19 protein-coding genes are annotated in these 23,163 nt (G+C 45.1%); 9 read left to right on the top strand and 10 right to left on the bottom strand.

All coding sequences use genetic code 11. The features are described 5' to 3' along the window. The first annotated feature begins 60 nt into the window (after window positions 1-60). Window positions 61-1,047: an alpha/beta fold hydrolase gene (locus tag ACED45_RS14895; protein WP_146489791.1), complete on the top strand. Its 987-nt coding sequence runs from the start codon at window positions 61-63 to the stop codon at window positions 1,045-1,047. 176 nt (window positions 1,048-1,223) lie between these two features. Then, on the top strand, window positions 1,224-2,051 hold the full coding sequence (locus ACED45_RS14890; RefSeq protein ID WP_371714361.1) for a Cof-type HAD-IIB family hydrolase: 828 nt from the start codon (window positions 1,224-1,226) through the stop codon (window positions 2,049-2,051). A gap of 74 nt (window positions 2,052-2,125) precedes the next feature. Here ACED45_RS14890 and ACED45_RS14885 read toward each other — a convergent pair whose 3' ends face one another. After that, entirely contained in the window at window positions 2,126-2,593 is a 468-nt protein-coding gene (locus tag ACED45_RS14885) for an EVE domain-containing protein (RefSeq protein ID WP_017633148.1), read from the bottom strand. A gap of 39 nt (window positions 2,594-2,632) precedes the next feature. Between ACED45_RS14885 and ACED45_RS14880 the strand changes: the two genes are divergently transcribed. Further along, window positions 2,633-4,177, top strand: a complete 1,545-nt coding sequence (locus ACED45_RS14880; protein WP_371714360.1) for a COG3650 family protein — start codon at window positions 2,633-2,635, stop codon at window positions 4,175-4,177. 2 nt (window positions 4,178-4,179) lie between these two features. Beyond that, entirely contained in the window at window positions 4,180-4,776 is a 597-nt protein-coding gene (locus ACED45_RS14875) for a tRNA-uridine aminocarboxypropyltransferase (protein WP_146489794.1), read from the top strand. A gap of 180 nt (window positions 4,777-4,956) precedes the next feature. Here ACED45_RS14875 and ACED45_RS14870 read toward each other — a convergent pair whose 3' ends face one another. The 8 genes from ACED45_RS14870 to lptM form a co-directional block, all read right to left on the bottom strand. Next, window positions 4,957-7,437, bottom strand: a complete 2,481-nt coding sequence (locus tag ACED45_RS14870) for a bifunctional diguanylate cyclase/phosphodiesterase (protein WP_371714358.1) — start codon at window positions 7,435-7,437, stop codon at window positions 4,957-4,959. 192 nt (window positions 7,438-7,629) lie between these two features. After that, window positions 7,630-10,128 (bottom strand): bifunctional diguanylate cyclase/phosphodiesterase, encoded by a 2,499-nt coding sequence (locus tag ACED45_RS14865; protein WP_371714357.1) that lies wholly within the window; start codon window positions 10,126-10,128, stop codon window positions 7,630-7,632. Window positions 10,129-10,297: 169 nt separating this feature from the next. After that, a complete protein-coding gene (gene yigB, locus ACED45_RS14860) occupies window positions 10,298-11,014 on the bottom strand; it encodes a 5-amino-6-(5-phospho-D-ribitylamino)uracil phosphatase YigB (protein ID WP_017071800.1) in 717 nt (238 codons plus the stop codon). 15 nt (window positions 11,015-11,029) lie between these two features. Further along, window positions 11,030-11,962: a tyrosine recombinase XerC gene (xerC, locus tag ACED45_RS14855; RefSeq protein WP_017061015.1), complete on the bottom strand. Its 933-nt coding sequence runs from the start codon at window positions 11,960-11,962 to the stop codon at window positions 11,030-11,032. Then, window positions 11,931-12,629, bottom strand: coding sequence for a DUF484 family protein (locus ACED45_RS14850; RefSeq protein WP_132982604.1), 699 nt, complete (start codon window positions 12,627-12,629; stop codon window positions 11,931-11,933). Before ACED45_RS14850 ends, xerC begins: the two co-directional genes overlap by 32 nt. Window positions 12,630-12,674: 45 nt before the next feature. After that, the gene (dapF, locus tag ACED45_RS14845; protein ID WP_371714356.1) at window positions 12,675-13,505 is read right to left on the bottom strand and encodes a diaminopimelate epimerase; all 831 of its coding nucleotides are present in this window, start codon (window positions 13,503-13,505) and stop codon (window positions 12,675-12,677) included. A gap of 11 nt (window positions 13,506-13,516) precedes the next feature. Continuing rightward, window positions 13,517-14,770 (bottom strand): diaminopimelate decarboxylase, encoded by a 1,254-nt coding sequence (gene lysA / locus ACED45_RS14840; RefSeq protein ID WP_061019782.1) that lies wholly within the window; start codon window positions 14,768-14,770, stop codon window positions 13,517-13,519. Between the two features lie 41 nt (window positions 14,771-14,811). After that, a complete protein-coding gene (gene lptM, locus ACED45_RS24080) occupies window positions 14,812-14,928 on the bottom strand; it encodes an LPS translocon maturation chaperone LptM (protein ID WP_407829960.1) in 117 nt (38 codons plus the stop codon). A 75-nt stretch (window positions 14,929-15,003) separates the two neighbouring features. On the opposite strand from lptM, the gene cyaY reads away from it, so the two are divergent. Continuing rightward, window positions 15,004-15,318 (top strand): iron donor protein CyaY, encoded by a 315-nt coding sequence (gene cyaY / locus ACED45_RS14830; protein WP_132982606.1) that lies wholly within the window; start codon window positions 15,004-15,006, stop codon window positions 15,316-15,318. A 69-nt stretch (window positions 15,319-15,387) separates the two neighbouring features. Here cyaY and ACED45_RS14825 read toward each other — a convergent pair whose 3' ends face one another. Further along, window positions 15,388-17,916, bottom strand: a complete 2,529-nt coding sequence (locus ACED45_RS14825) for a class I adenylate cyclase (RefSeq protein WP_371714355.1) — start codon at window positions 17,914-17,916, stop codon at window positions 15,388-15,390. A 344-nt stretch (window positions 17,917-18,260) separates the two neighbouring features. Here ACED45_RS14825 and hemC point away from each other — a divergent pair, with 344 nt between their 5' ends. The 4 genes from hemC to ACED45_RS14805 are packed head-to-tail and all read left to right on the top strand — an operon-like array spanning window position 18,261 to window position 22,357. Beyond that, window positions 18,261-19,199, top strand: coding sequence for a hydroxymethylbilane synthase (hemC, locus tag ACED45_RS14820; RefSeq protein ID WP_019825210.1), 939 nt, complete (start codon window positions 18,261-18,263; stop codon window positions 19,197-19,199). Window positions 19,200-19,201: 2 nt separating this feature from the next. After that, window positions 19,202-19,930, top strand: a complete 729-nt coding sequence (locus ACED45_RS14815; RefSeq protein ID WP_132982608.1) for a uroporphyrinogen-III synthase — start codon at window positions 19,202-19,204, stop codon at window positions 19,928-19,930. Window positions 19,931-19,949: 19 nt separating this feature from the next. Then, a complete protein-coding gene (locus ACED45_RS14810) occupies window positions 19,950-21,176 on the top strand; it encodes a uroporphyrinogen-III C-methyltransferase (protein WP_371714354.1) in 1,227 nt (408 codons plus the stop codon). Then, window positions 21,176-22,357, top strand: a complete 1,182-nt coding sequence (locus ACED45_RS14805) for a heme biosynthesis protein HemY (protein ID WP_371714353.1) — start codon at window positions 21,176-21,178, stop codon at window positions 22,355-22,357. The genes ACED45_RS14810 and ACED45_RS14805 overlap by 1 nt, the downstream gene beginning before the upstream one ends. Window positions 22,358-23,163 lie beyond the last annotated feature (806 nt).

Genomic DNA, 23,163 nt, shown 5'->3' with positions numbered 1-23,163 from the left:
TTAATCTAACAACATTAGTAGCGATAAAGCTCTCACATGCACCAGTTCAGGTAATTTCCCATGGAAAACCACAGCGTCGCCCCGTTTTCGTACACGCAAGAACCTCAGTTCGAGCAAGCGATTAAACACCCGATCCCCACTCTTTGGCAACAACGAAAAGATGGGTATGTAACATCATCCGGTAAAAAGAAGCTGTACTGGTGTAGCCTAACCTCACCGACTCATACCAAAGCCATCGTTATTTCAAATGGCCGTATCGAGTGCTGCCTAAAATACCAAGAACTCTTTTATGATTTCTATCAACAAGGCTATGACGTTTATTCATTTGACCACCAAGGTCAAGGTCAGTCGGAACGTATGGTAACAGACTCTGACATTGGTCACATTCATGAGTTCGATGATTATGCATCAGACATGTCTGACATCATTGCCAGTTTTGACTTAAGTAAATATACCGAGCGTTATCTTCTTGCACATTCAATGGGCAGTACCATCGCGACTCGCTATCTACAGACTCATCCGGATCACCCGTTTGATAAGGTAACCCTGTGTGCGCCGATGTTTGGCATCAACACTGAATGGTACCTAAAACCTATCGCGATGGTTGTTGGACAAGTGCTTACCGCATATCACGCTAAACCAACTTATGCGCCAGGCCAACAAGCGTATTACTCAAAACCTTTCGAAAACAACTTACTGAGCCACAGCAAGGTTCGCTATCAGTGGTTCCGCCGTTTGTATGACGAGTCACCCTCTTTGCAGGTAGGCGGACCGAGCACACGCTGGGTGTGGCAAGGGTTAATGGCAGCCAAGCAGGCCATCCAACAAACTCGCCAAATCAAAATCCCACTGCTTTTGATTCAAGCAGGGGAAGAGAAGATTGTCAGCAACAGTGCCCAAGTAAAGTTCATCTCTAAACTGAAGAAAACGAACTCTAATTGCCAGTTTAAGTTGATTGAAGGTTCTAGGCATGAAGTGTTGTTTGAGCAAGATGAATACCGCAATCAAACACTGGATGCGATCAATCAGTTTTTTTCCCAGAGCTAACACGCTAAGCAACCTACCAAGAAGATATGTGCTAAAGAGGAAGAGAAGTAAGTGAGCTTTGCCCTCTTTTCTTGCGTGAATTTGGCATACAATTTCTAGATAGAGATATTGTATTTCAAAGGGCGCTAGCATTGGCTGGTGTCGATATTGGTTAAGCATTTTGCAATGAGGGTTAAATGACTATTCCTGCACTTAAAGATTCCGTGAAAATCGTTGCCTCTGATTTAGATGGTACGCTTCTGGCTCCCAACCATCAGTTAAGCGATTTTACCAAGCTGACACTCAAGAAGTTACACGACCAAGGTTACACCTTTATCTTCGCGACGGGTCGCCACCATGTCGATGTTGCGGGTATTCGAGAGATTGCTGGTATTCCGGGCTACATGATCACTTCAAACGGTGCGCGCGTACACGACCAAAATGATCAGCTAATGTATAGCCAGAACGTGCCTCAGGATTTAGTTCAGCCTGTTATTGATGTGGTTCGCCAAGATCCAAACATCTTCATTCACATGTACCAAAATGAAGATTGGTTGCTGGATCGTGAAGATGAAATGCTGGCTAAGTTCCACAGTGAGTCTGGCTTTAGCTACAAGCGATTTGAAGCTGACAACGCGCCGAGTGATGGCATTGCGAAAGTTTTCTTCACACACCCAGAACAAGACCATGAATACCTAGTGACGTTTGAACAAAAGCTAAGAGACATGTTTGGCGACAAACTGAACATCGCTTTCTCAACACCTTGGTGTCTAGAAGTGATGGCAGCAGAAGTATCGAAAGGCCATGCGTTAGACGCGGTTGCGAAATCACTGAACCTGACTCTTGATAACTGCATCGCCTTTGGTGATGGTATGAATGATGCTGAGATGCTAGCTATGGCGGGTAAAGGCCTGATCATGGGCACATCACACGAGAAAGTGATGAAAGCTCTGCCAGACAATGAAGTGATTGGCAGCAACGCAGACGACGCCGTTGCTCACTACTTAGAAAAACACCTACTCTAAGCAGTCCCAATAAAAACATAAAGGCAGCCAATGGCTGCCTTTTTTGAACCTTACGCTAAAAGCTTCCTCTAAGGTTAGCGAGAACCGAGTACTTCTTTGCTTAAGATGGCCTGCCACTCCTGTTCAGTAACAGGCATGATGGACAAGCGATTACCGCGCTTCACCAATGGCATTTCTGATAGCTCTGGCATGGCTTTCAATGTTGCTAAGGGAATCAAACGCTCAGTCACTCGTACAAACTCGACATCCACCATAATCCAGCGAGGATTATCAGGAGAAGATTTAGGATCGTAGTAATCACTCTCGGGATCGAATTGAAAATGATCTGGGTAGGCTTCTCTGGTTACTTTTGCGATCCCTGCTACGCCAACTTTTTTACATGATGAGTGGTATATCATCACCAAGTCTCCAAGCTTGACATCATCACGCATCATGTTTCGAGCCTGATAGTTGCGTACACCCTCCCAACAAGAGGTTTTTTGTACTCTAAGAGTCTGAATAGAAAAGGTGTCGGGTTCTGTTTTAAATAACCAATATGCCATAATAAATCCAATTAACGGTTGCTCCGAGGAAGATATAACATGAAGGTAATGAAAAACCCAGTGACATGGCTAGTCGCATTCGCGCTACAAGGTTGTGTAACGGCGCCAGATACGCCGCAACAATCTGAAGTTCCACCAACAACCTTGGATGAGCCACTGAGCATTCAACCGCAAACCTTCATCATGCGTGGTCAGGTTGTGGTTGGCCACGAAAGCCGAACCTTCACCCCTTGCGGTAGCCAACAACAATACTGGTTAGATTTAACACCAGAACTCGCATTAGAAGCGCAAGGGCTCTCAGCGAGACCTTACCAAGCCTTATACGGCGAGCTGATTGGTCATCTAACCGTACCGAGCCAAACAGGGTATAACGCAGATTTCACGGCACGTTTCGTGGTTGATCAAGTGAATATCCTAACCGCAGAAAACCCTGATCGTTGTGAGCAACCCTTGCGTTCAACACGTGTATTCGGCAATGAACCTTTCTGGTCAGCAAGCTTCGATAAAGACCAGCTCAAATACACTAAGATGGGCGAACAGCCACAGATCCTCGATATTGAATCAAGCCGCACCACACCAAGCAGTCGTGATTACCAATTAGAAGGTAAAGCAGCGCAAGGCAAACTCAACCTTACAAAAGAGAGTTGCAGCGACGGCATGAGCGATTCGATCTATGGCTGGGAAGCGAAACTCAACCTTAATGACAACAAATACAACGGTTGTGCAACAGTATCTAACCAAGATCCAACTCTGGACTGGAGCGGACTCTACTTCGCAAGCTCAACACAAAACTCTGGGTTCTCAATTAACCTAGAGCTCAACGATGACCACAGCGCCATTACGACTTACTCTTACAGCAATGGCGATCCTTCGATTGTTGAACAAGGCTTCTGGCAGCAACTCAACCAAAATCAGGTTCAAGTGGTTATGACTCGCCACCAGCAGCAATACCTGATCTCAGAGCGTATCTTCACGCTCAATAACGGTAAGCTGGTCGCTGAGAAAGAAAAAGTGGGCAACGTTGTCTATCCGATTGCCAATGGTGGTCTGGTGCTATTTGAGGCCAAGAGTGAACAGGCACAAGTGAACACGACCACGGCCGTGGATCTAACCGCAAAGCAGGTCAACTCTAGCGATCAACTTGATCAAAAAGTTGACCAAGCGATCCGCGAATACTTTAAGATCAATAACACCTCACCAGACAATACTAAGTACCGCTGGTTAACCTACGACTTAAATGGCGATGGTAAAGAAGAACTGTTTGCCCAGCTCGATTGGTGTGGCTCTGGTGGCTGTACACTGCTGATTTTCGAAAATCATCAAGATAACTGGCGCTTCAATAGCCGAGTGACATTGGTTAAGGGCGACATACGCTTAGGTAAATCACAAAACCACGGCTGGCAAGATCTGATCTTCAATGTCAGCGGCGGCGGTGCAACACCAGCGAAACACACACTGTCATACTCTGGTGTCAGCTACCCACTCAACCCAAGTGTCGCTCCAGTTGCAAATGATGCTGATATCAGCGATGTGGTTTTGTTTGCTGATGGTATCTCACCTGCACAAAGTGGGGTTAAGCTGTAAACATGAGTAACCTACAAGCTTGCCCTGGTTGTGGCTTCACTCACCAATGTATTTGTCACCTGATACCTAGTGTCGAAAGCCAAATCGATCTTGTACTGCTCACTCATGAGAATGAACTGTCGCGCGATACCAATACCGGAAAGCTGCTTCAGCAATCCCTTGATCAGTGTCGGTCCCTTGTATGGCAAAGGAAAACACCACCAGCGGAGCTAATGGCGCTGCTTGACGATGAAACACGGCAACCGTTTCTGTTATTCCCAAGTGATAAAAGTATCGAGTGCCAGCAAGCTGTGATGACCCAAGCCCTGAGTCGTAAACCGCTATTCATCATCTTAGATGGCACATGGCAAGAAGCGAAGAAGATGCTTAACAAGAGCTCATGGTTACAAGCCGTTCCACAAGTTCACCTCGACATCATTAGCGTATCTTCATACACCTTGCGCCGTAATCAAGACAGTGGCCACTTGTGTACTTGCGAGGTGGGCGTTGAGTTACTCAAGTCTTTAGGTGAGGGTGAACCTGCCAAACTCATTGATGACTACTACCAACAGTATCTAAAGGTATTCCATGCCGACAAGTGTGGCCATGCCCTCAAATAGACCAAGCAGGCGCGCGGGAAGGCAATAAACACATTTCAGGACGGGACAGATACTAAAAACAAAAAGGGTGAGCCATGAGCTCACCCTTTTTACATCGGACTTTAATCTATTGAACCATTTAGTGTTTCACGTGAAACGCACACTCTGGCTGTTCGTTGAAAAGAGATTTTACTCTCCCTATCAGAATAAGCGTTGAGGCTGACCAAAGTAGTAACCTTGCAGGTAATCGACACCCATATCCTCTGCGATTCGACACACCTGTTCATTATGTACGAACTCCGCCACCGTCTTAGCATTCAGAATCTGACATAAGCTCACCAGCTGTTGCGCTATCTTACGTTGCTTTTTATCCGTATCGATATTGCGAATTAGACTACCATCAAGCTTTATGACTTGTGGTTCTAGCTTCAATATCTCATCAATGTTCGAATAGCCTGAACCAAAGTCATCGACAATAATATTCACACCAAGATCACGGAAGTGGTTACACACCTCAATCAAGCGACCGTAATCCTGAATTTGTTCCGTTTCCAACACTTCTAAACCAATACGCTGTGGGTGACTGATTTTCTTGATGGCTTGTTCAAGATGAAGAATGGTTTTCTCATTGCTGAAATCTTGTGGCGCTAAATTAATTGAGAACGAATCGGTTCGCTGACTCATAAAATCAAAGGTGCGCGTTATCATCTGACGACTGAGGCGTGTATAGAGGTGCGTTCCTTCTATGATTGGCAAAAACTTACCCGGTGCAATCAACTGACCGTCTTCTTCAATTCGAACCAAGCACTCGTAGCTCTCTACCTGATGGCTATGCGCCGAAACAATCGGTTGAGAACACGCCACAATATTCTGATTAAGCACAGCGCGACTCACGCACGACAGCCAACCAAGTTGTTCTTGGCGATGCTTCTCCAGTTGAATTAACGTCTTAGCACTCACTAAGTGTTTATTCTGGCTGACGGCACTGCGCCTCGCATCAATCGCCTTCAATAATAAGTCATCAATAGAGGTCGTTGGAAAATCTCGACGGCTGGCAATACCCGCACAGATAGACACCGACAAGTAATCAATATCGGGTAAACCTGTAGGTTCGAAATTTACATGCTCGGTTTGATCGGCAAACTCCGAGAATCGCTGATGAATATGTTCTTGGCTCGCCCAGCTATCGAACACCACTGCCCACTCACCAATACCGATACTGTAGAGCTGACATCCCTCATCAAAGAACTGCCACAGCGCCTTTTGAAAATACTCACTCAAGTCATGCAGAAGCTTGTCACCCACTCGATAGCCGTACTTTTCATTGATCTGACCAAAGGTCGTGACCTTCAAAGCTAACAAGTGGCTATCACTGCTCATCTTCGACAGCTTCTCACGCAATACACTTCGATTAGGCAAGCCAGTACGGTGATCAATTCGGTAGCTCGCAGTTAACGCGGTGGCTTGTTGCTGAATCTTACTCGCCATGCTGTTGTTCATGTCATCGACATCAAGCAGTGCATTTCGGATCAATGAAAACAGAGGGGATATATTGGTCGCGGGTTGTGTATCTAATGGCAATACTACCTTACCCTCGCCTTCTCTTAATGCGAGGTAAGTAAGGCTATGGTGCAAGATTCGCTGTTGGTCATTCTCTTGATAGAGTTCTCCCATGCAGTACACGCCATAGCTGTCGGCCAGCTTCTGGAAAACCTCAACCTCTTGGTTGCCATCAATAAAGTCGATGCGAGAGATACAGTTATAGATAAAAAACTGTTCCGGCTTATGAGAGGCAAGTTGTTGAACCCCCAGTCGGACCTGCTCCAGGGTCAATGAGGGATGGTCATAACAAAACCGGACCTCATCACCCACTTGGAATTGGCCACTGAACTCTATCTCTCCATATTCCGTCACCTTGAGCGGTAAGTGAATCCTTTGCTCTTTCGGATCACCAACCATCAAAGGAAAATTATGCAGTTGCTCAAAAGGCAATTCAAGGCCATCAGCGAGGTAACGATTGTAGAGCTCACGAACAGGTATACCATCCAATTCAACCAACCAGTTATCTTGGGCTCCTGTCACTCTGAAAGTCCGGCCAATAGGGTTCCATTCAGTGAAATAACCTTTAGTGATGGATAGCTCTGCACTGTGCAGCGCCAACATCACATAGGCATTTTCATAGCAAATACCGTTTAGCATCACCCATCGTCCATTATCTGTGATGGTCGATGCACCGCCACAGATAGGTAATAAATATCTCGACTGCTCAAACGCTGAAAATAGAACTCGGTTATTTATCTGCAAGCAGTCTGCGAAACAGATGATGCTTTGAGTATTATCATTGCACTCAAGCTGTTGCCACATAGCGTGGCTATCGACCAATGGTTGCTCGCTATATTCGACAACACCACAAGAGTAAGACGTCGCGTCAAAGCGGGTAACAATCAGATAAAGACCTTGGTGCAGGATGACGCCTTGGCTGATGTAGTGGTTAGCACTGCAACCAATCAGTTTGGCATTGGGGAAAGTCGATTGAATCACTTGGCAGGCAGCCGCAACAGAACCTTTCTCGAAAGACGAAAACACCTGAATTAGTAGGTTTTCGTGTTGATGAAAATCTATCTTTTCCAATTCACGTTGGGTTTGCTCAATGTCTTGTATCAGGAGAGAAGTCGACTGCATATTCACATTAATCGCTAGGTTAATGATTTATTATTGTGCTTATTATAGATAAGGCTTGCACGGAATACTTACAATCGTCTTATAAATAATGTGACGTTAGTTAGACATCACTTATTCCACTACAAAGCAGACATCAATGGTGATTGAGCATTTTCGAAACCAGCCGGCATGATAACCCATGAGTATTAATAACTAAAACAATCGCTTAGGCTCACCAAAGTAATAACCCTGCAGATAATCGACACCCATTTGTTCTGCTATCTCACAAACCTGTTGGTTATGGACAAATTCAGCAACCGTCTTAGCATTGAACACTTGGCATAAGCGAACCAACTGAGAAGCGATATTTCTTTGTTTTTGGTCTTTGTCGATATTACGAATCAAGCTACCGTCGAGCTTAATAATCTGTGGCTCAAGCTTAATGATCTCATCAATATTGGAGTAACCAGAGCCAAAATCATCAACAATGATTCTCGCCCCGAGTGCACGGAAGTGATCACACACCTCTATCATGCGGCCATAATCCTTGATTTGCTCAGATTCCAAAACCTCTAAGCCAAGTCGAGTGGGATCGTTCATACCACTGATCGCAGCCTCGAGTACCTCAAGCGTCTTGTCACTCAACAAATCTTGTGGGGATAGATTGATAGAGAACGAACTCTGTTTATCCGCCATATAACCGATAGTGCTCTTAATCATATGTCGACTAAGGCGTGTGTAGAGGTGCGTGTCGGCAATGATAGGTAAGAACTTTCCTGGTGCCACAATAGTACCGTCCGACTCCATGATTCTGACTAAACACTCTTGGCCAATCATTTCGTGAGTGCCCGATTCCACAATCGGCTGAGAGTAGGTAATGATGTTCTGATCTAAAATCGCACGGCTCACACAGCTCAACCAACCGAGCTGCTCTTTGCGGTCCTCTTCGCTCACCTGAATGTCTTTGGCATTGGTGATGTGGGTATTGTTCCGCACCCCATAACGTCGAGCTTCGATCGCTTTCAATAAGATCTCGTCACCGCTGTCGGTTAAGAAATCACAACGACTAGCAAAGCCGCCACACAGAGAAACTGACAGGTAATCAATATCAGCCAAACCATACGGCTCAAAATTTATGTGTTCGATGTCATCGGCAAACTCAACGAAACCTTCTTTTATTTTTGTACTACCAACACTGGCGTTAAAGATAATCGCCCACTCTCCGACCCCAATACTGAACAGCTCAACCTTCACGCGAGGCTCCTTCACGACACGAAGCTGCAATCGCTCAATAAAGTGATTAGACAGGTCAAGCAGTAACTGGTCACCCACCTGATAGCCGTATTTTTCGTTAACTTGATGGAAATTCGTGAGCTTTAACGTGAGTAAGTGTTCACTAAATAGAATCGTATTGAGGCGCTCTTTTAATACAATACGGTTCGGTAAGCCAGTGCGTGAGTCAATGCGATAGCTCTCGGTTAAGCGACGCGCTTGTTGATGGAGTTTTTTCTCCATCTGGGTATTCATACTGTCAAGATCAGCGACTGCATTTCTGACCAAGTTAAGCAATGGCGACACTGTTGAGCCACACTGAAAATCTTCACAACGAAACTCTTTAACCTCGTCAGACTCGCGCATAGCGATATAAGTCAGGCTGTGGTGCAGTATCTCTTGGCGGTCTTCATTGCGGTATAGCTCACCCATGCAGTAGGCACCACATGTATTCACTATCCCTTCAAATGGCTTAAGCTCAAGTTTACTGTCGATAAACTCAAGTCGAGATACACAGTTATAAATGATCACCGACTCAGGCTGATGCATGGCTAGCATCTCGGCACCGTGACGCACCTTTTCAGCGCTCAAAGAGGGGTGGTTATAACAAAACTGCGCCTCTTCACCGACATGCCAAGGGCTATCAAACTCGATACTGCCATCATCATTAATGCGTAGAGGTGTTGAAATACCCTTCTTTCTGCCAAGTTCTCGATAAAGTGGAAAGCTCATCAGTTGGCTAAAAGGAAGGTCTTTGCCATCCGCAAGGTAATGTTTGAATACTTCAATCGCCGGCTTGTCATTCAACGCGTATAAGCGATTTCCGACCGCATGTGTGACTCGCAGTTTCATCCCAATCGGGTTCCACTCAGAGTACGCATCCGACCAAACCTTCAATCTTGGGTTAGTCAGAGCCACAGCAACACAGGCATGCTGGTAGGTTTGCTCGTTATACATAACCCAACGGCCAAATTCATTCTCATGGCACAGTCCACCAGCAATCGGCAATGCGTAAGGCAGGTTTTCAAAAGCGCTATAGATAGGGTAATCACGCCCTTCGACCTGATCGCACAAACTGATGACCGTTTTGGTGCCTTCGGTAAGGTGCAGTTGCAAAGCTAAGTCTTGGCTATCTTGATTTGGATTACCCGTAAAAGGCTGGACTGCCGAGGTTAGATGGGTTTCGTTGAACTCACTGATGATGACTAAGGTGCATGCACTTTCAAGGCAATTATCACAGATAACATGACGAGCACTCTGACCAATTAGCGTCGCATTGTTTAAACGATTGAGAGCAACACTCGCGATTTGACGAGCTAGATCTGAAGATTGAGCTGAGAAAATTTGGATAAGGTACTGTTTGCTGTCACACCATTCTCGCTGATCAAGTTGAGCTCTAAACAACGCCTCAGTATTTGCGAGAAATGTAAATGTTTGCATGCCAACCCTTGTTCAAATTCTAATGGAGTAGAGAACCCGCAACCACTGCTATGACTGAAATGAATCGATAAAAAGTAGCCGCCAATTATCCTAGCCTAATCAGGCTTTTATAGGCGACTAATGTAACAATTCACTATCATAAATGCGACACAATAAGCTTACCAAGCCATTAAATTAGTCGCATAAGATCGCTAAGTTGGTCTATTTCAACATCAGGGAGCACGCTCGCCTTCGAAGAGAGGTATAAATTGGAACCAGTGTCATTAAACCAGCACGCTTGGAAGCCATTTTGCTTGGCTCCATAGACATCCGTTTTGAGGTGATCACCAACATGAAGAATATTCTCAGCGTCACAATCTAGGTGTTGCTGAGCTTTTTCAAACATATCTGGGCAGGGTTTAGCTCTTCCATCAGGGCCAGCTTTAAGGATTAATTGAAAGTACTGCCCTAAGCCAATTTTGTGTGGGTCGACATTACCATTAGTAATCGCAACTAGAGGAATACCTTGACTAAGCTCAGTCATCACACGATGCGTTTCGTCAGGAACATTGACTTGATTACGTAGCCATAATGCATGCTCAATACCTTCTCGAGCCGCTTGTTCTGCTTGCTGCTGAGAATAACCCAATTGCAGCAAACCACTTTTAATCTGAGTTTCACGCCATACTGTGACATCATGTTTCAAAGCTGGGTTTTCAGAGGCGATTTGCTGCTTAATGCCCTGCCACTCTTCGAGCGATAAAGAAGCCGACACTGGGTGCTTTTGATAAAGCCACTGTGCCATCTCCTTCTCAACCTTCATGATCACAGGCCAGTTGTCATACAGGGTGTCATCTAAGTCAAAGGTCATGGCTTTGATGGGCTTTAACCCTCGATAAATTCGCATAGTAAACCCTTAAATCTAATCTTTGTTCTTCTTACGCGCTCTCGGGTGAGCCTGATCATAAGCTTGTGCTAAGTGTTGGAAATCTAAGTGGGTATACACTTGGGTCGTCGAGATGTTTTCATGGCCAAGCAATTCTTGAACAGCACGAAGGTTTTGGCTCGACTCTAGCACATGCGTTGCAAAGGAGTGACGCAGTTTATGCGGGCTGATGTGGCTCGCGACAGATTGCTTCTTTCCCCACTCTTCCATACGTTTTTGCACGCTTCGATGAGAAATACGAGTCCCTAACTTCGAGACAAACAGTGCGGTTTCACCCGGTGAAGCCAACTCACCACGAACTTTAAGCCATTTATCGACCCACTCTTTAGCTAAACCAGAAAAAGGCGCTTTGCGTTCTTTATCGCCTTTACCGATGACTCGGATTTCACCCTGGCGACCCAACACATCTTTGAGGTTAATACCGACCAGTTCTGCCAGTCGTAACCCAGCGCCATACATCACTTCCATCATCGCGCGGTCACGAATCGACAGTGGGTCGTCCTCGTTAACATCAAGCAACTGTCCAACCTCATCAACATCGAGGTTTTTAGGCAGAGGACGCTGTTTACGTGGAGCAGAAACACCTTTGGCTGGATTGGCCGTCATTTCTCCACGCAACACAAGAAAATCAAAGAAACTGCGCAGTGAAGATAAGCGTGTTGCAATGCTGCTTGCTTTCATTCCCTCACGCATGCCTTTACTGGCAAGTTGTCTTACCCACGCTGCATCGACCTGGCCCCAATCCTTTAGCCCTAGCGTGACTAAATGACCGGCCATAGTTTCAAGTTGTTGTTTGTAATTACGTTGAGTGTGTAGGCTGAGTCCCTTCTCGCTTCTGAGATACTCATAGAAGCGAGAAAGTGGCTTTTGAAGGCTGTTAGGAAGAGGTATTTTGGGCTCTAGGCTCATTATTTATCTGCCAAGGTAAGGTGTCCGCCAAATGAGCGACAACAAGTGCTAAATGACGTAAAAAGAGCGTATCCATATGGGGTTGGAAATGTCCGCCTTCTTCACTAGAAAAGGCGAGCAACCCCAATGGAGACTGCTTAGCAAGCGGTAGTACTACATAAGAGCCTAGCTCTGGAACTGGATAATCACCAAACAAATCGTGTCTGTCGGCTTTTCTCAAGCGCCCAAGATAAGCATCTTTGCCATTGAAATGGTTCAGCGAAAACTTAGAGTAGCCCTCAGCACTTAAATGATAAAAACCCGATTGTGAAAGAATTCGAACATGAGCCTTAAGCCCAAGGTCTAACGCTTTTTGTTCAACGGCCTTTATCACCTGCATGAAGTCACTGCATTTCAGCACTTGCGCTTGCAGATCCATAAACTCATAGAAGGTTTTATCGTTATTTGCCGCCAACGACATCAAGCCAGTGATCTCTTCTTCAAGCTCTTCGATTCGATGACGCTGGCGTTTAAGCTGAATCTCAACCAGAGAAACAGCGCCCTGCTCAACGTTATTGATAGCAAGGCGATCAACCAAATCTTTTCTGTCTTGGAAAAAATCTGGGTTATCACGTAAATATTCCGCGACCACTTCTGCGGTGAGTGCGTCGGCTTCAACGTAAGACAAAACCTATCCTTTATGTTTTATTAATCTATTGGTTATAAATCGTTATTAGCAAGAAAGTTGACCATCAAACACATGCGTTGCCGGGCCGGTCATAAACAGAGGTTTACCCGGGCCTTGCCAGCTAATGTGTAAGTCACCGCCTGGTAGACGAACCTTCACATTCTCAGCCAGTAAGCCTTGAGTGATACCAACGGCAACTGCGCCACACGATCCGCTGCCACATGCCTGAGTTTCACCCGCGCCACGTTCGTAAACACGCAAACGAACTTCTTCACGGCTAACCACTTGCATAAAACCAGCATTAACACGCTCAGGGAAACGTTCGTGTGATTCGAGAAGCGGACCTAGGGTGTCCACATCAGCAGTATCGACATCATCAACGACGGTAACCACATGTGGGTTACCCATGCTTACCGCACCACAGAACAAAGTATGTACATCCGTTCTCAGGATATACGTCTTCTCTGGCTGTTTTGCCTTGAATGGAATCTTACCTGGTTCGAACTCAGGAATACCCATGTTCACAGTGATCAGGTCATTCTCTTCAATTTTGAGAACCATTTTACCTTTCTTGGTGCTGACGTTGATACTGTACTTATTCGTTAAGCCTTTCATGCGAACGAATCGTGCAAAACAACGAGCCCCATTACCACACTGCTCCACTTCACTGCCATCCGCATTGAATATGCGGTAATGGAAATCAGTTTCAGGATCATAAGGAGCCTCAACCACAAGTAGCTGATCGAAACCCACACCAGTGTGACGATCCGCCAAACGGCGGATCAAATCTGGAGAAAAGAAAATATTTTGAGTAATGCAGTCCACGACCATGAAATCATTGCCCAAACCATGCATTTTAGAAAAGTGGAAGTGCATAACGCTTAAAATTACTCCGGAAGAATGTTTTCAAGTTCCCATAGACTCGCAAGCTCTTCACGCTGACGAACCAAATGAGTTTTATCGCCATCAACCATCACTTCAGCCGCACGCGAACGAGTGTTGTAGTTAGATGACATCGCGAAGCCATAAGCGCCCGCAGAACGAACTGCTAGCAGATCACCTTCTTCAAGAACAAGGTCACGATCTTTACCTAGGAAATCACCCGTCTCACAAATTGGGCCAACCAAATCGTAAGTCACGGCTTCACCCTGTCTCGGGCTAACTGGAACAATATCTTGCCAAGCTTGGTAAAGCGCTGGACGCATCAGGTCGTTCATTGCTGCATCGATGATGGCAAAGTTCTTGTGTTCGGTTGGCTTGAGGAACTCGACTTTTGTTAATAATACACCAGCGTTAGCAGCAATCGCTCTTCCAGGCTCGAAAATCAGCTCTAGATCAGAATGATTCTCTAGGCGAGCCAATAAGGCTTTCGCGTAATCTGAAGGCTGTGGTGGTAATTCATCACGGTAAACCACACCCAATCCGCCACCGACATCAAGGTGTTTGATGTTGATACCATCAGCTCGTAGTTGGTCGATCAGTGCAAGCAGGCGATCGGTAGCATCAATGAAAGGTTCGATATCCGTTAGCTGAGAACCAATGTGGCAATCAATACCATGAATAGACAAGTTATCGAGTGTTTGTGCAAACGCATAAACGGCTGGAGCACGGTCGAAAGCAATACCAAACTTGTTATCACGCAGACCAGTAGAAATATAAGGGTGAGTGTTGGCATCAACATCTGGGTTGATACGTAATGAAATTGGCGCTTTAACACCAAGCTCACCAGCAACTTTATTCAGTCGCTCAAGTTCTGGCTCAGACTCTACGTTGAAACACTTAATGTTCAACTCAAGTGCGCGCTTCATTTCAGCAGCTGTTTTACCGACACCAGAGAACACAACTTTTGCCGGATCGCCACCAGCAGCTACTACACGCTCTAACTCACCGCCAGAAACAATGTCAAAACCTGAACCCAAACGAGCCAAAGTATTCAACACGCCAAGGTTCGAGTTAGCTTTAACGGCATAACACACCAAGTGCGGATGCTCACCAACCGATGAGTCAAACGCGTTCCAATGACGCTCTAATGTTGCACGAGAGTATACATACAGCGGCGTACCATATTGCTCTGCGAGTTGTGAAAGTGCGACGTCCTCAGCCCAAAGCTGGCCATCTTCCTGATAGTTGAAGTAATCCAAAGTTCTTATCCCTTATAAATAACGATTTCTGCGTGTTTCACTTATTGTGATTGTTCAGTCTGCTGAACTTCATCAGGATCGTATAACGGACCCGTTTGACCACAACCAGAAAGTCCAATAACGGACACCATAAACAGAGCGGTAATTAATTTTTTCATTTTGCATATCGTGATTATTAACTCAATGCCCCCTATAATCGCACCACACTCAAGAAAAGCAATAGGATAGAAAGGATGAACGAGACTGAATTTCATCAGCTGGTCGATATACAGATGCAAAACATCGAAGAAGCTATCGATGAATCAGAGGCAGATATTGATTACGAAGTGACTGGTAACGTAATGACGCTCGAGTTTGAGAACCGCAGCCAAATCATTATCAACCGCCAAGAACCAATGAAAGAAATCTGGTTAGCGTCTAAATCTGGTGGCTTTCACTTCAAGCTGATCAATAACAAATGGACATGTTCTAAGACGGGCATGGAGCTGTTTGAGATGGTTAAAGAAGAATGCGTGAAGCACGCAGGTGAAGAGATTGATTGGGTCTAATCATTTGTAAGCAAAACTAAAAAGGAGTGAATCAATCACTCCTTTTTAGTATCAATCAGTCTAAATAACCTAAATGTTGACTATCTTTGAGCTCCGAGAAGCTAAAGTTGCATCGTTACGATAAGGCACAACGTAGGAGTTGCCCTCTTCTGGGTGAACGATTTGGTAGTACTGAGGTAGATTAAAGTTAATCAACTTAGACGACATCTTCGACTCATCTTTTACCGATGTGTAGAAAGAATTCACGTTCGCGATCATCTCATCTTTTTCACCATTGTACTGGTGATACACCTCTACTTGATTCGACTCGTCCAATACATAGATATTGAAACCTTTATCGGTATCTTCAAAGAAGAACTGAATTAAACCCTCACTCGCAAAACCATCCACCACTTCTGGCAGTTGATACTCCTGCTCTTTATCGAGCATCAGCAAAGGTGAACCCTTCAACTTATTGGTTGAGATACTACGGTAGAAATCAACCGAGTTTTCCAACATCTGTACCGATACACCACGACGCTCGAAGAACAGACCAAACATCTTATTAGCTAAACGAATAGCCTTAAAGCGGCGACGCTTCTCTGGTTCAATCGGTTTCAATCGTAAGTCGATACACTCAGCAAGCAGTTGATACACCATATTACGCATCACACCACGCAGGTTTTTGCTGTAACAGAACACATCCACCGACTCTGGCGGCAACGCATCTTGGTGCATTTTGCCAAGAACCGTTTTAAGTGCATCCAGCATTGCTGTATCACCTTGGAAATGAAGCGTACGTACTTCATGCCAAGAGTTACGATAAACCAGATCGACACTGCCGACTAAGCTCTTACCTTCTTCACCAAAGCTGAAGATATCAGCATTCTTGAGGTCCACTTTTAATGCACGACCACTTAACTCAGAAGTTGGGTCATTTTCAAAGTTGATGAACATCGCGAGCTGGCTTATCTCACACGGACTCGCCAGTGCTTGCATACTCGGGCGACGCTTACGCAAAGAAAACGTATTACGCAGATCGCTCACCATTTGATAGAACTTATCGATATCAATGTGAGCATCACGCACCACAGAGTGCAAACGCGTCGACTCCGTAATCAAGCCATTAAAGAATGACCAAGCAACCAGTTTACTCAAGTACTCATGGTGCTCAAGTGAAGGCTGACCAAGAATACGATGCGCTACCAATGGCTGCTTATACAGGTACCAGCCGGCTTTATTCGACTGACCCTGACGAACTTCGATAAAGCTCAAGTCTGGTTCATGCAGATCAGGAGAGATTTGCGGATTCAGTAACGTCACTTTACCTGGCAATACCTCAAACGCAGCGTAAAGCTTACGCGCCAAAATACTAATATCTTGTGGGCTAATTGCAGAAGTGATGTCGTTGCGACGCGCAAATTGAATCAGATTACGATAGCTCAGCATCAAGGCATCAAGCAGTGCATGGTGTACCACTTTAACCTGCTCAACCTTCCAGTTACGGCGGTTATCGAGCTCAGCAATGGTTTCATGTCCCCAATTCCAAGACTTAGTCATCTCAGTTAAGGCTTCACGACGCCACGCAACAGAACCAATGCCCGCATCTCGTGACAACTTCTCGTGGGTCTTAAGGTAGAAACAACGTCTCACCAAGTCCAATCGAGTGTGGTCGTTAATGCGTTCTAGATAGCGCGTTACCTTCTCAAGCATCAGATAGTAGCTATCCATGCCATACAGATCCGGTTCATCCGCGAAGAAGCGACGCTTGGTATCAATACTCAGCAGTTGAGTGTTTGGGTATTCCCATGAATAGGCTTCTAACAGGATCGCCTTTAACACCGATTTATACGGAGAGTCGATACTCTTATAGAGCTGCCATAGATTTGAACCAAAGTACTCTTCAGCGGGAATACGATTTAGCTTACCGAAATCGATCCACTGCGAGCAATCAAGATAGCCGTCCTGACATAAACCTTGAACATACTCGTCGTAGCACTCTTCCATTTCAGGCGGAATGATTTGCCACAACAAACGTTGACCGGCTAAACGAACCGCTGAGCGATAGAACTCATCAAGCAGTAACAAGTGCTGTGAAGAACCACAGTTATCACCGGTCATCTCTTCCGAATGATTCGAACGGAAACGCTGTTCATCCATCAAGAAGAAGTTAGCTTCCACACCTAAGGTCTCAGCCCAATCGGTAATCAGCAAACATTTGTTGGTAAGGCTATCACGAGATGCGCCATCCATATCTGGAGACACACACACCCAGATATCAAGATCACTTGAGGTACTTTGGCCAATAGAAGAAGTACTACCCATGGTGTACAAGCCAAGGATTGCAGGTTCAGCAGCCTCGGTAAGTTTGCCACCCAGCGTTAATTCGGTATCAGAGACAAATTGCTTTTGGAATTCATTAAGCGTGAAGCTACGAATTCCAAAAGGAACTTGTTGGTCATAATAACCCGGCATCATCGGGTGATTAAAGTGAAGCAGTGCGGGAATAAGGTTGAAAACTCGCTGGCCTTGCACATTCATCAACGCCAACGCACGATCAATGCGCTGCTGATTTAGATTGTCTAATCGTTGAATCAAAGTTTGAGTGTAAGCCTGCAAGGTAAGTCCTTGGTTTGAGGTTAAGTGCAGTTCTGTTTAGTTACTGAACGAAAGCAGCAACAAAACGTGATCAATTTAACACTTTTACCCTTAGTGGTAAAGCAAAGGAATCCGTCATACTGGTCAATTCCTTGATGACAGAAAGTTAAACTCACGGCGCCGTAGTGTCCTCTTTATTGACTATTTCTAATAATAGCCCATGTTTCAAATGAGATACCAATCACACTATTTTGGTGAACTAATGAAAATCTCTCAGCTATCAAAGTATCGAATGATCAAACAGTAAGAATTCTCGCCTCATAATGGTAGGATTAGGCTATTACAGAACCTATATCGGAACCACCATGACAAATTCAGCACCAATCCGTATCGCGACCAGAAAAAGCCCTCTTGCCCTTTGGCAGGCATACTTTGTAAGGGATGCACTGCAAGCTGCTCACCCTGGTTTAGAGGTTGAGTTGGTAACTATGGTGACCAAAGGTGACATCATCCTCGATACTCCGCTTGCTAAAGTTGGCGGTAAGGGCCTGTTCGTTAAAGAACTTGAAGTAGCAATGCTAGAAGGTCGTGCTGACCTAGCAGTTCACTCAATGAAAGATGTCCCAGTAGACTTCCCAGAAGGTCTAGGTCTGGTGACGATTTGTGAACGTGAAGATCCTCGTGATGCTTTCGTTTCAAATACCTACAACAATATCGACGAGCTACCACAAGGTGCCGTCGTGGGTACATGCAGCCTGCGTCGTCAGTGTCAATTACTTGAGTCTCGCCCTGACTTAATCATCAAAGAGCTGCGCGGCAACGTTGGTACTCGTCTAGGTAAACTCGATGATGGTCAATACGATGCGATCGTACTGGCTGCTGCTGGCCTTAAGCGTTTAGAGCTAGAAGAGCGTATTCGCAGCTTCATCGAACCAGAACAGTCTCTACCAGCTGTAGGCCAAGGCGCTGTTGGTATTGAGTGCCGTCTAGATGATGAACGTCTAATCAAGCTTCTTGAGCCGCTGAATCATAAAGACACGGCTGATCGTGTACTTTGCGAGCGAGCAATGAACCTTACTCTAGAAGGTGGTTGCCAGGTGCCTATCGGTAGCTATTCACTATTAGATGGCAACAACATCTGGCTACGTGCATTAGTTGGTGAACCGGACGGTTCGAAGATGGTTCGTGGTGAGATCTCTGGTCCTCGTAAAGACGCAGAAGCGCTTGGCGTGACTCTAGCAAATCAATTGCTGGATGATGGTGCAAGAGAAATCCTAACCAAACTCTACGCTGACCAAGAATAACCATGACTGTGTTGGTGACTCGCCCCGGTTCAGAGGGGCAATCGCTTTGCCAACAACTAGCGGATGAAGGAATTCAAGCAATCCATCATCCGCTGATTCGTATCGTTGATAATCCAAACTCTTCGGATTTAAGCACCCAGCTTAATAACAGCGATATCATTATTGCAGTCAGTCACCACGCCGTGACCGCTGCTCAAAACATCCTTTCGAAAACCTCATCCATTTGGCCCACTTCGCCGCTTTATCTTGGCGTTGGTCAAAAAACTGCGCACGTTTTAAGCAAAGTCTGTAAACAAAAAGTAAACTACCCTCAAGTTAGTGATAGTGAACATCTTCTTAAACTTACTGAACTTAATGGCGTAGAAAATAAGTCCGTTTTGATACTACGTGGTAATGGTGGGCGTGAGCTCATTAGAGATTCCCTACTCAATCGAGGTGCACAAGTCTCTTATTGTGAGACCTACCGTAGAGAATATATTCCCATTAGCGACCACAATACCTATCAAACATGGATAAACAAAAAAGCGTCCAAAGTTGTCATCACTAGTCAGGAACAATTGGAGTATCTCTGCTCAATTACCCCTGATGAGTATTTGGCTTGGCTGTCAACAAGACATCTATTTGTCCCAAGCCAGCGCATTGTAGAACGAGCACAACAACTCGGTTTCTCGAACGTGACCAATACTCACAGTGCTACGAACCAAATATTACTGGCTGCTCTCCGGCCCTAGCTAGAAACAGGAAATAAGCATGACAAGCAAAAAAAATAATGAGCATATTGAACCTGAAAAGAAACAAGACACTCAGTCAGTAGTTGTTGAAAACGAAAAAGCTGACTCTACAGAGACAAAACAATCTGAACAGAAGCTCGATGCCTCTGTCTCAAATACCGCTAATAATGAACATCCTCAAGCTGAGCATAAAGAGCAAATAGAGAAAGCAGAAAAGCAAGGTAAGCGCGGTGTCAAGCTAGGTGCTATTGCGATCGCTATTTCTATTATTTTCAGTGGCGGTATCGCATTTCAAATGCAGCAAAAGAGTTCTGAGTACTCGGCTCAAATCGCCACTCTTCAAGCGCAACTTCAGAATACCCAATCTGCAGTAAATAAAGACCTGCAAACCATCAAGCAAGAGACTATCCAAGAAGCGTCGCACGCGGTGGAGAAAGCTCAGGTAGTACAGTCTCAACAGCAAAAGAGCATTCAAAGCCTACAGTTAGCAGTGGCTGACGTTAAAGGTCGCCGCCCGAATGACTGGTTACTTGCCGAAGCCGATTACCTTGTGAAACTAGCAGGACGTAAACTGTTTCTAGAGCATGATGCCGTTAGCGCAACTAAGTTAATGGAAAGTGCCGATCAACGTATCGCAGCACTGAACGACCCTAGCTTAGTGTCACTGCGTCAATCAATGACCAATGACATTACCAAGCTTCGCACTATTCCTCTGATCGACCGTGATGGCTTAGTTCTACGCATCACAAGTCTTCAGCAGCAAGTCGATTCGCTGCCGCTTGCCAATGCTATTCTTCCAGAAGCCGCAGTTGTTGAGAAAAAAGCAGTATCGCAAGATATTAATGATTGGCAAAATAACCTGATGACGTCGATGAAAGACTTCTCAGAAAACTTCATCACATTCCGCAGTCGTGATGGCGAAGTTATCCCTCTACTATCTCCTGAGCAACACTTCTACCTGCGTGAAAACATCAAAGGTAAATTAGAGACCGCTATTCGCGCCGTCTACAAAGAGCAAGGTGAACTCTATAGTGTAGCTCTTAATACCGCTAGCGAGTGGTCGAAAGCGTACCTAAACCAAGATAACAACTCAGTGATTGAATTTGAGAAAGCGATTAAACAGTTAAGTGAACAGAACATCTCTGTGAAATACCCTGTAAAGCTTGAGTCTCAGAATGAGTTATCAGATGTGATACGTGAGCGCCTACGACGTGAAGTCACCGTTATGACCACGGAGGAAAAATAATGATTCGTTGGATTTTTCTTTTTCTCGTTCTCGGTGCTGGGTTAATTGTTGGTACTCAGTTCTCTGGTCAACAAGGCTACGTTCTGATCTCAATTGCCAATAAGACCATTGAGATGAGCGTGACAACACTGGTTATCTTTGTTATTGCTCTTCTAGCTGCTCTGTTCGGCTTAGAGTACTTGTTTAAAAAGCTTATGTACGCAAGCTCGACAACTTGGAACTGGTTCAGTGTTCGTAAACTGAAACGTTCTCGTCGTTATACCAACGAAGGCATCATCAAGCTGCTTGAAGGTGACTGGAAAAACGCTGAGAAGAAGGTAACTCGTTGGGCTAACCATCACGACATGCCTCTACTTTGTTATTTAGTCGCTTCTCAAGCGGCGCACGAACAAGGGAATACACGTGAGCGTGATAAGTACATCAAGCTTGCTAGCCAACAGGACGACTCCCTACTGGCGGTAGAGCTAACTAAAGCAAAACAACAGATCAGTGAGTCAAACTACGAAGCCGCATTCGATACACTTTCTACCCTAAAAGGCACATACCCTAATAACACCGCTGTACTTGGCCTGTTAAAAGCCACCTATATGCAACTTAAGTTATGGCAGCCATTGCTAGAATTAACGCCGAAGTTAGTAAAGAACAAACTTCTAACAGATGATGAGCAGCGCGAATTAGAACAGAAAGCACAATGTGGTTTACTTCATGATGTCGCGCAACAGCAAGGTAGCGAAGGTTTAATTAGCCATTGGAACAAGCTTTCAAGAAAGCAGAAACAAAGTTCGCACCTTGTATCATGCTTTGTGAAACAACTGATTGCTCGTAAAGCTGACACAGAAGCGTTCACAGTGATCAAAGAGAACATTGCAAAGAGTGGTTCAAATGAGCTCTACATGTTGCTTCCAGAGCTGAATCTAGCCGATCACCACCCAGTTGTGGTTATGCTAGAACGTGCCATCAGTAAAGATGGTGGCAATGCCGAAGCACACAGCGCATTGGCTCAGTTCTACCTAAGAGAACAGAAGTGGGCAGAAGCACAAAGCCACTTTGAGAAAGCGCTAGCACTTCGTTCAAATGTTTCAGATTACGGATATCTATCTGACGCACTAGAGAAGCAAAACTTAACGAAAGCAGCTCACGAGGTTTCTCGTAAAGCGCTCGCTCTAGTTCAACCCGCTTAACTCGAAGCAACTCAACGAAGCCGATGCCCAGCATCGGCTTTTTTATATCTGTTGTTTATCTCCAGATAACCTCAACGATACTTATAAACCATAATCTATCGAGCCCTTACTCGCCTTCCCCACCAAACCAAGTGTATTAAAGTAACTATGAAATTGTGCGTTAGGGCCTCCCAAACACACATAGAACTACTTTAATTGTGTCTGTATGTAGTTTACGATTTTTATAAACAAGCTCTTAGAAGAGATTCAAGAGGAATCATAGAGAAAAGTGACACCTTTAAGCCCAGAGTAAATGGAGATCACCTTGAGAAAAGGCGTTTAAAGATATTTACCCGTAGACAGATGCCCACTTAAAGTCACGGTGAATTAACAAAATAGCCATCAATAGTCCAACTATAAACCGTTATAACCGAGGCTTCACGTAACAACCCTGTAGATTCATTCATGAAGTAAAAGGGATAAAGCAAGAGTTACAGACCAACAAAACCTTGTTATTAAAAACGAAGCATCTTTATCAGCCAGTTCAAATTAATAGGAAGTAAAGATCTCGGAGACAGATAATAAAACTCAGATATCGGAAACGACGAAAGCCTAGTCGTCAAACTAGGGTTTCTAATACGTAATGAAGGGAGTAGCGAGAACGCTAAACGCAGGGTCGCCAATTGAGGACTAAACCTTTGTGGGACTGATTCTGCTAGAGAAAAACACTTTTCTTCAAATGTAAAAAAGCCCTGCTATTGCTAGCAGGGCTTTTCTAATAAGTGGCGGAGTGGACGGGACTCGAACCCGCGACCCCCGGCGTGACA

Origin of the sequence: Vibrio crassostreae (assembly GCF_041439375.1) — a bacterium.
In the GTDB taxonomy this organism is placed as follows: Bacteria; Pseudomonadota; Gammaproteobacteria; order Enterobacterales; family Vibrionaceae; genus Vibrio; species Vibrio crassostreae_D.
Note: the sequence above shows the minus strand (reverse complement) of the source record. Positions and strands in the feature narration are given on the sequence as shown.

Bases quoted from the DNA above. Each gene is read 5' to 3' on its own strand.
- ACED45_RS14890 (WP_371714361.1), top strand. From the start codon at position 1,224: ATGACTATTCCTGCACTTAAAGATTCCGTGAAAATCGTTGCCTCTGAT.
- ACED45_RS14865 (WP_371714357.1), bottom strand. From the start codon at position 10,128: ATGCAAACATTTACATTTCTCGCAAATACTGAGGCGTTGTTTAGAGCT.
- xerC (WP_017061015.1), bottom strand. From the start codon at position 11,962: ATGAGCCTAGAGCCCAAAATACCTCTTCCTAACAGCCTTCAAAAGCCA.
- ACED45_RS14885 (WP_017633148.1), bottom strand. From the start codon at position 2,593: ATGGCATATTGGTTATTTAAAACAGAACCCGACACCTTTTCTATTCAG.
- yigB (WP_017071800.1), bottom strand. From the start codon at position 11,014: ATGCGAATTTATCGAGGGTTAAAGCCCATCAAAGCCATGACCTTTGAC.
- ACED45_RS14805 (WP_371714353.1), top strand. From the start codon at position 21,176: ATGATTCGTTGGATTTTTCTTTTTCTCGTTCTCGGTGCTGGGTTAATT.
- ACED45_RS14895 (WP_146489791.1), top strand. From the start codon at position 61: ATGGAAAACCACAGCGTCGCCCCGTTTTCGTACACGCAAGAACCTCAG.
- ACED45_RS14875 (WP_146489794.1), top strand. From the start codon at position 4,180: ATGAGTAACCTACAAGCTTGCCCTGGTTGTGGCTTCACTCACCAATGT.
- ACED45_RS14815 (WP_132982608.1), top strand. From the start codon at position 19,202: ATGACTGTGTTGGTGACTCGCCCCGGTTCAGAGGGGCAATCGCTTTGC.
- hemC (WP_019825210.1), top strand. From the start codon at position 18,261: ATGACAAATTCAGCACCAATCCGTATCGCGACCAGAAAAAGCCCTCTT.
- ACED45_RS14870 (WP_371714358.1), bottom strand. From the start codon at position 7,437: ATGCAGTCGACTTCTCTCCTGATACAAGACATTGAGCAAACCCAACGT.
- lptM (WP_407829960.1), bottom strand. From the start codon at position 14,928: ATGAAAAAATTAATTACCGCTCTGTTTATGGTGTCCGTTATTGGACTT.
- ACED45_RS14810 (WP_371714354.1), top strand. From the start codon at position 19,950: ATGACAAGCAAAAAAAATAATGAGCATATTGAACCTGAAAAGAAACAA.
- cyaY (WP_132982606.1), top strand. From the start codon at position 15,004: ATGAACGAGACTGAATTTCATCAGCTGGTCGATATACAGATGCAAAAC.
- ACED45_RS14880 (WP_371714360.1), top strand. From the start codon at position 2,633: ATGAAGGTAATGAAAAACCCAGTGACATGGCTAGTCGCATTCGCGCTA.
- dapF (WP_371714356.1), bottom strand. From the start codon at position 13,505: ATGCACTTCCACTTTTCTAAAATGCATGGTTTGGGCAATGATTTCATG.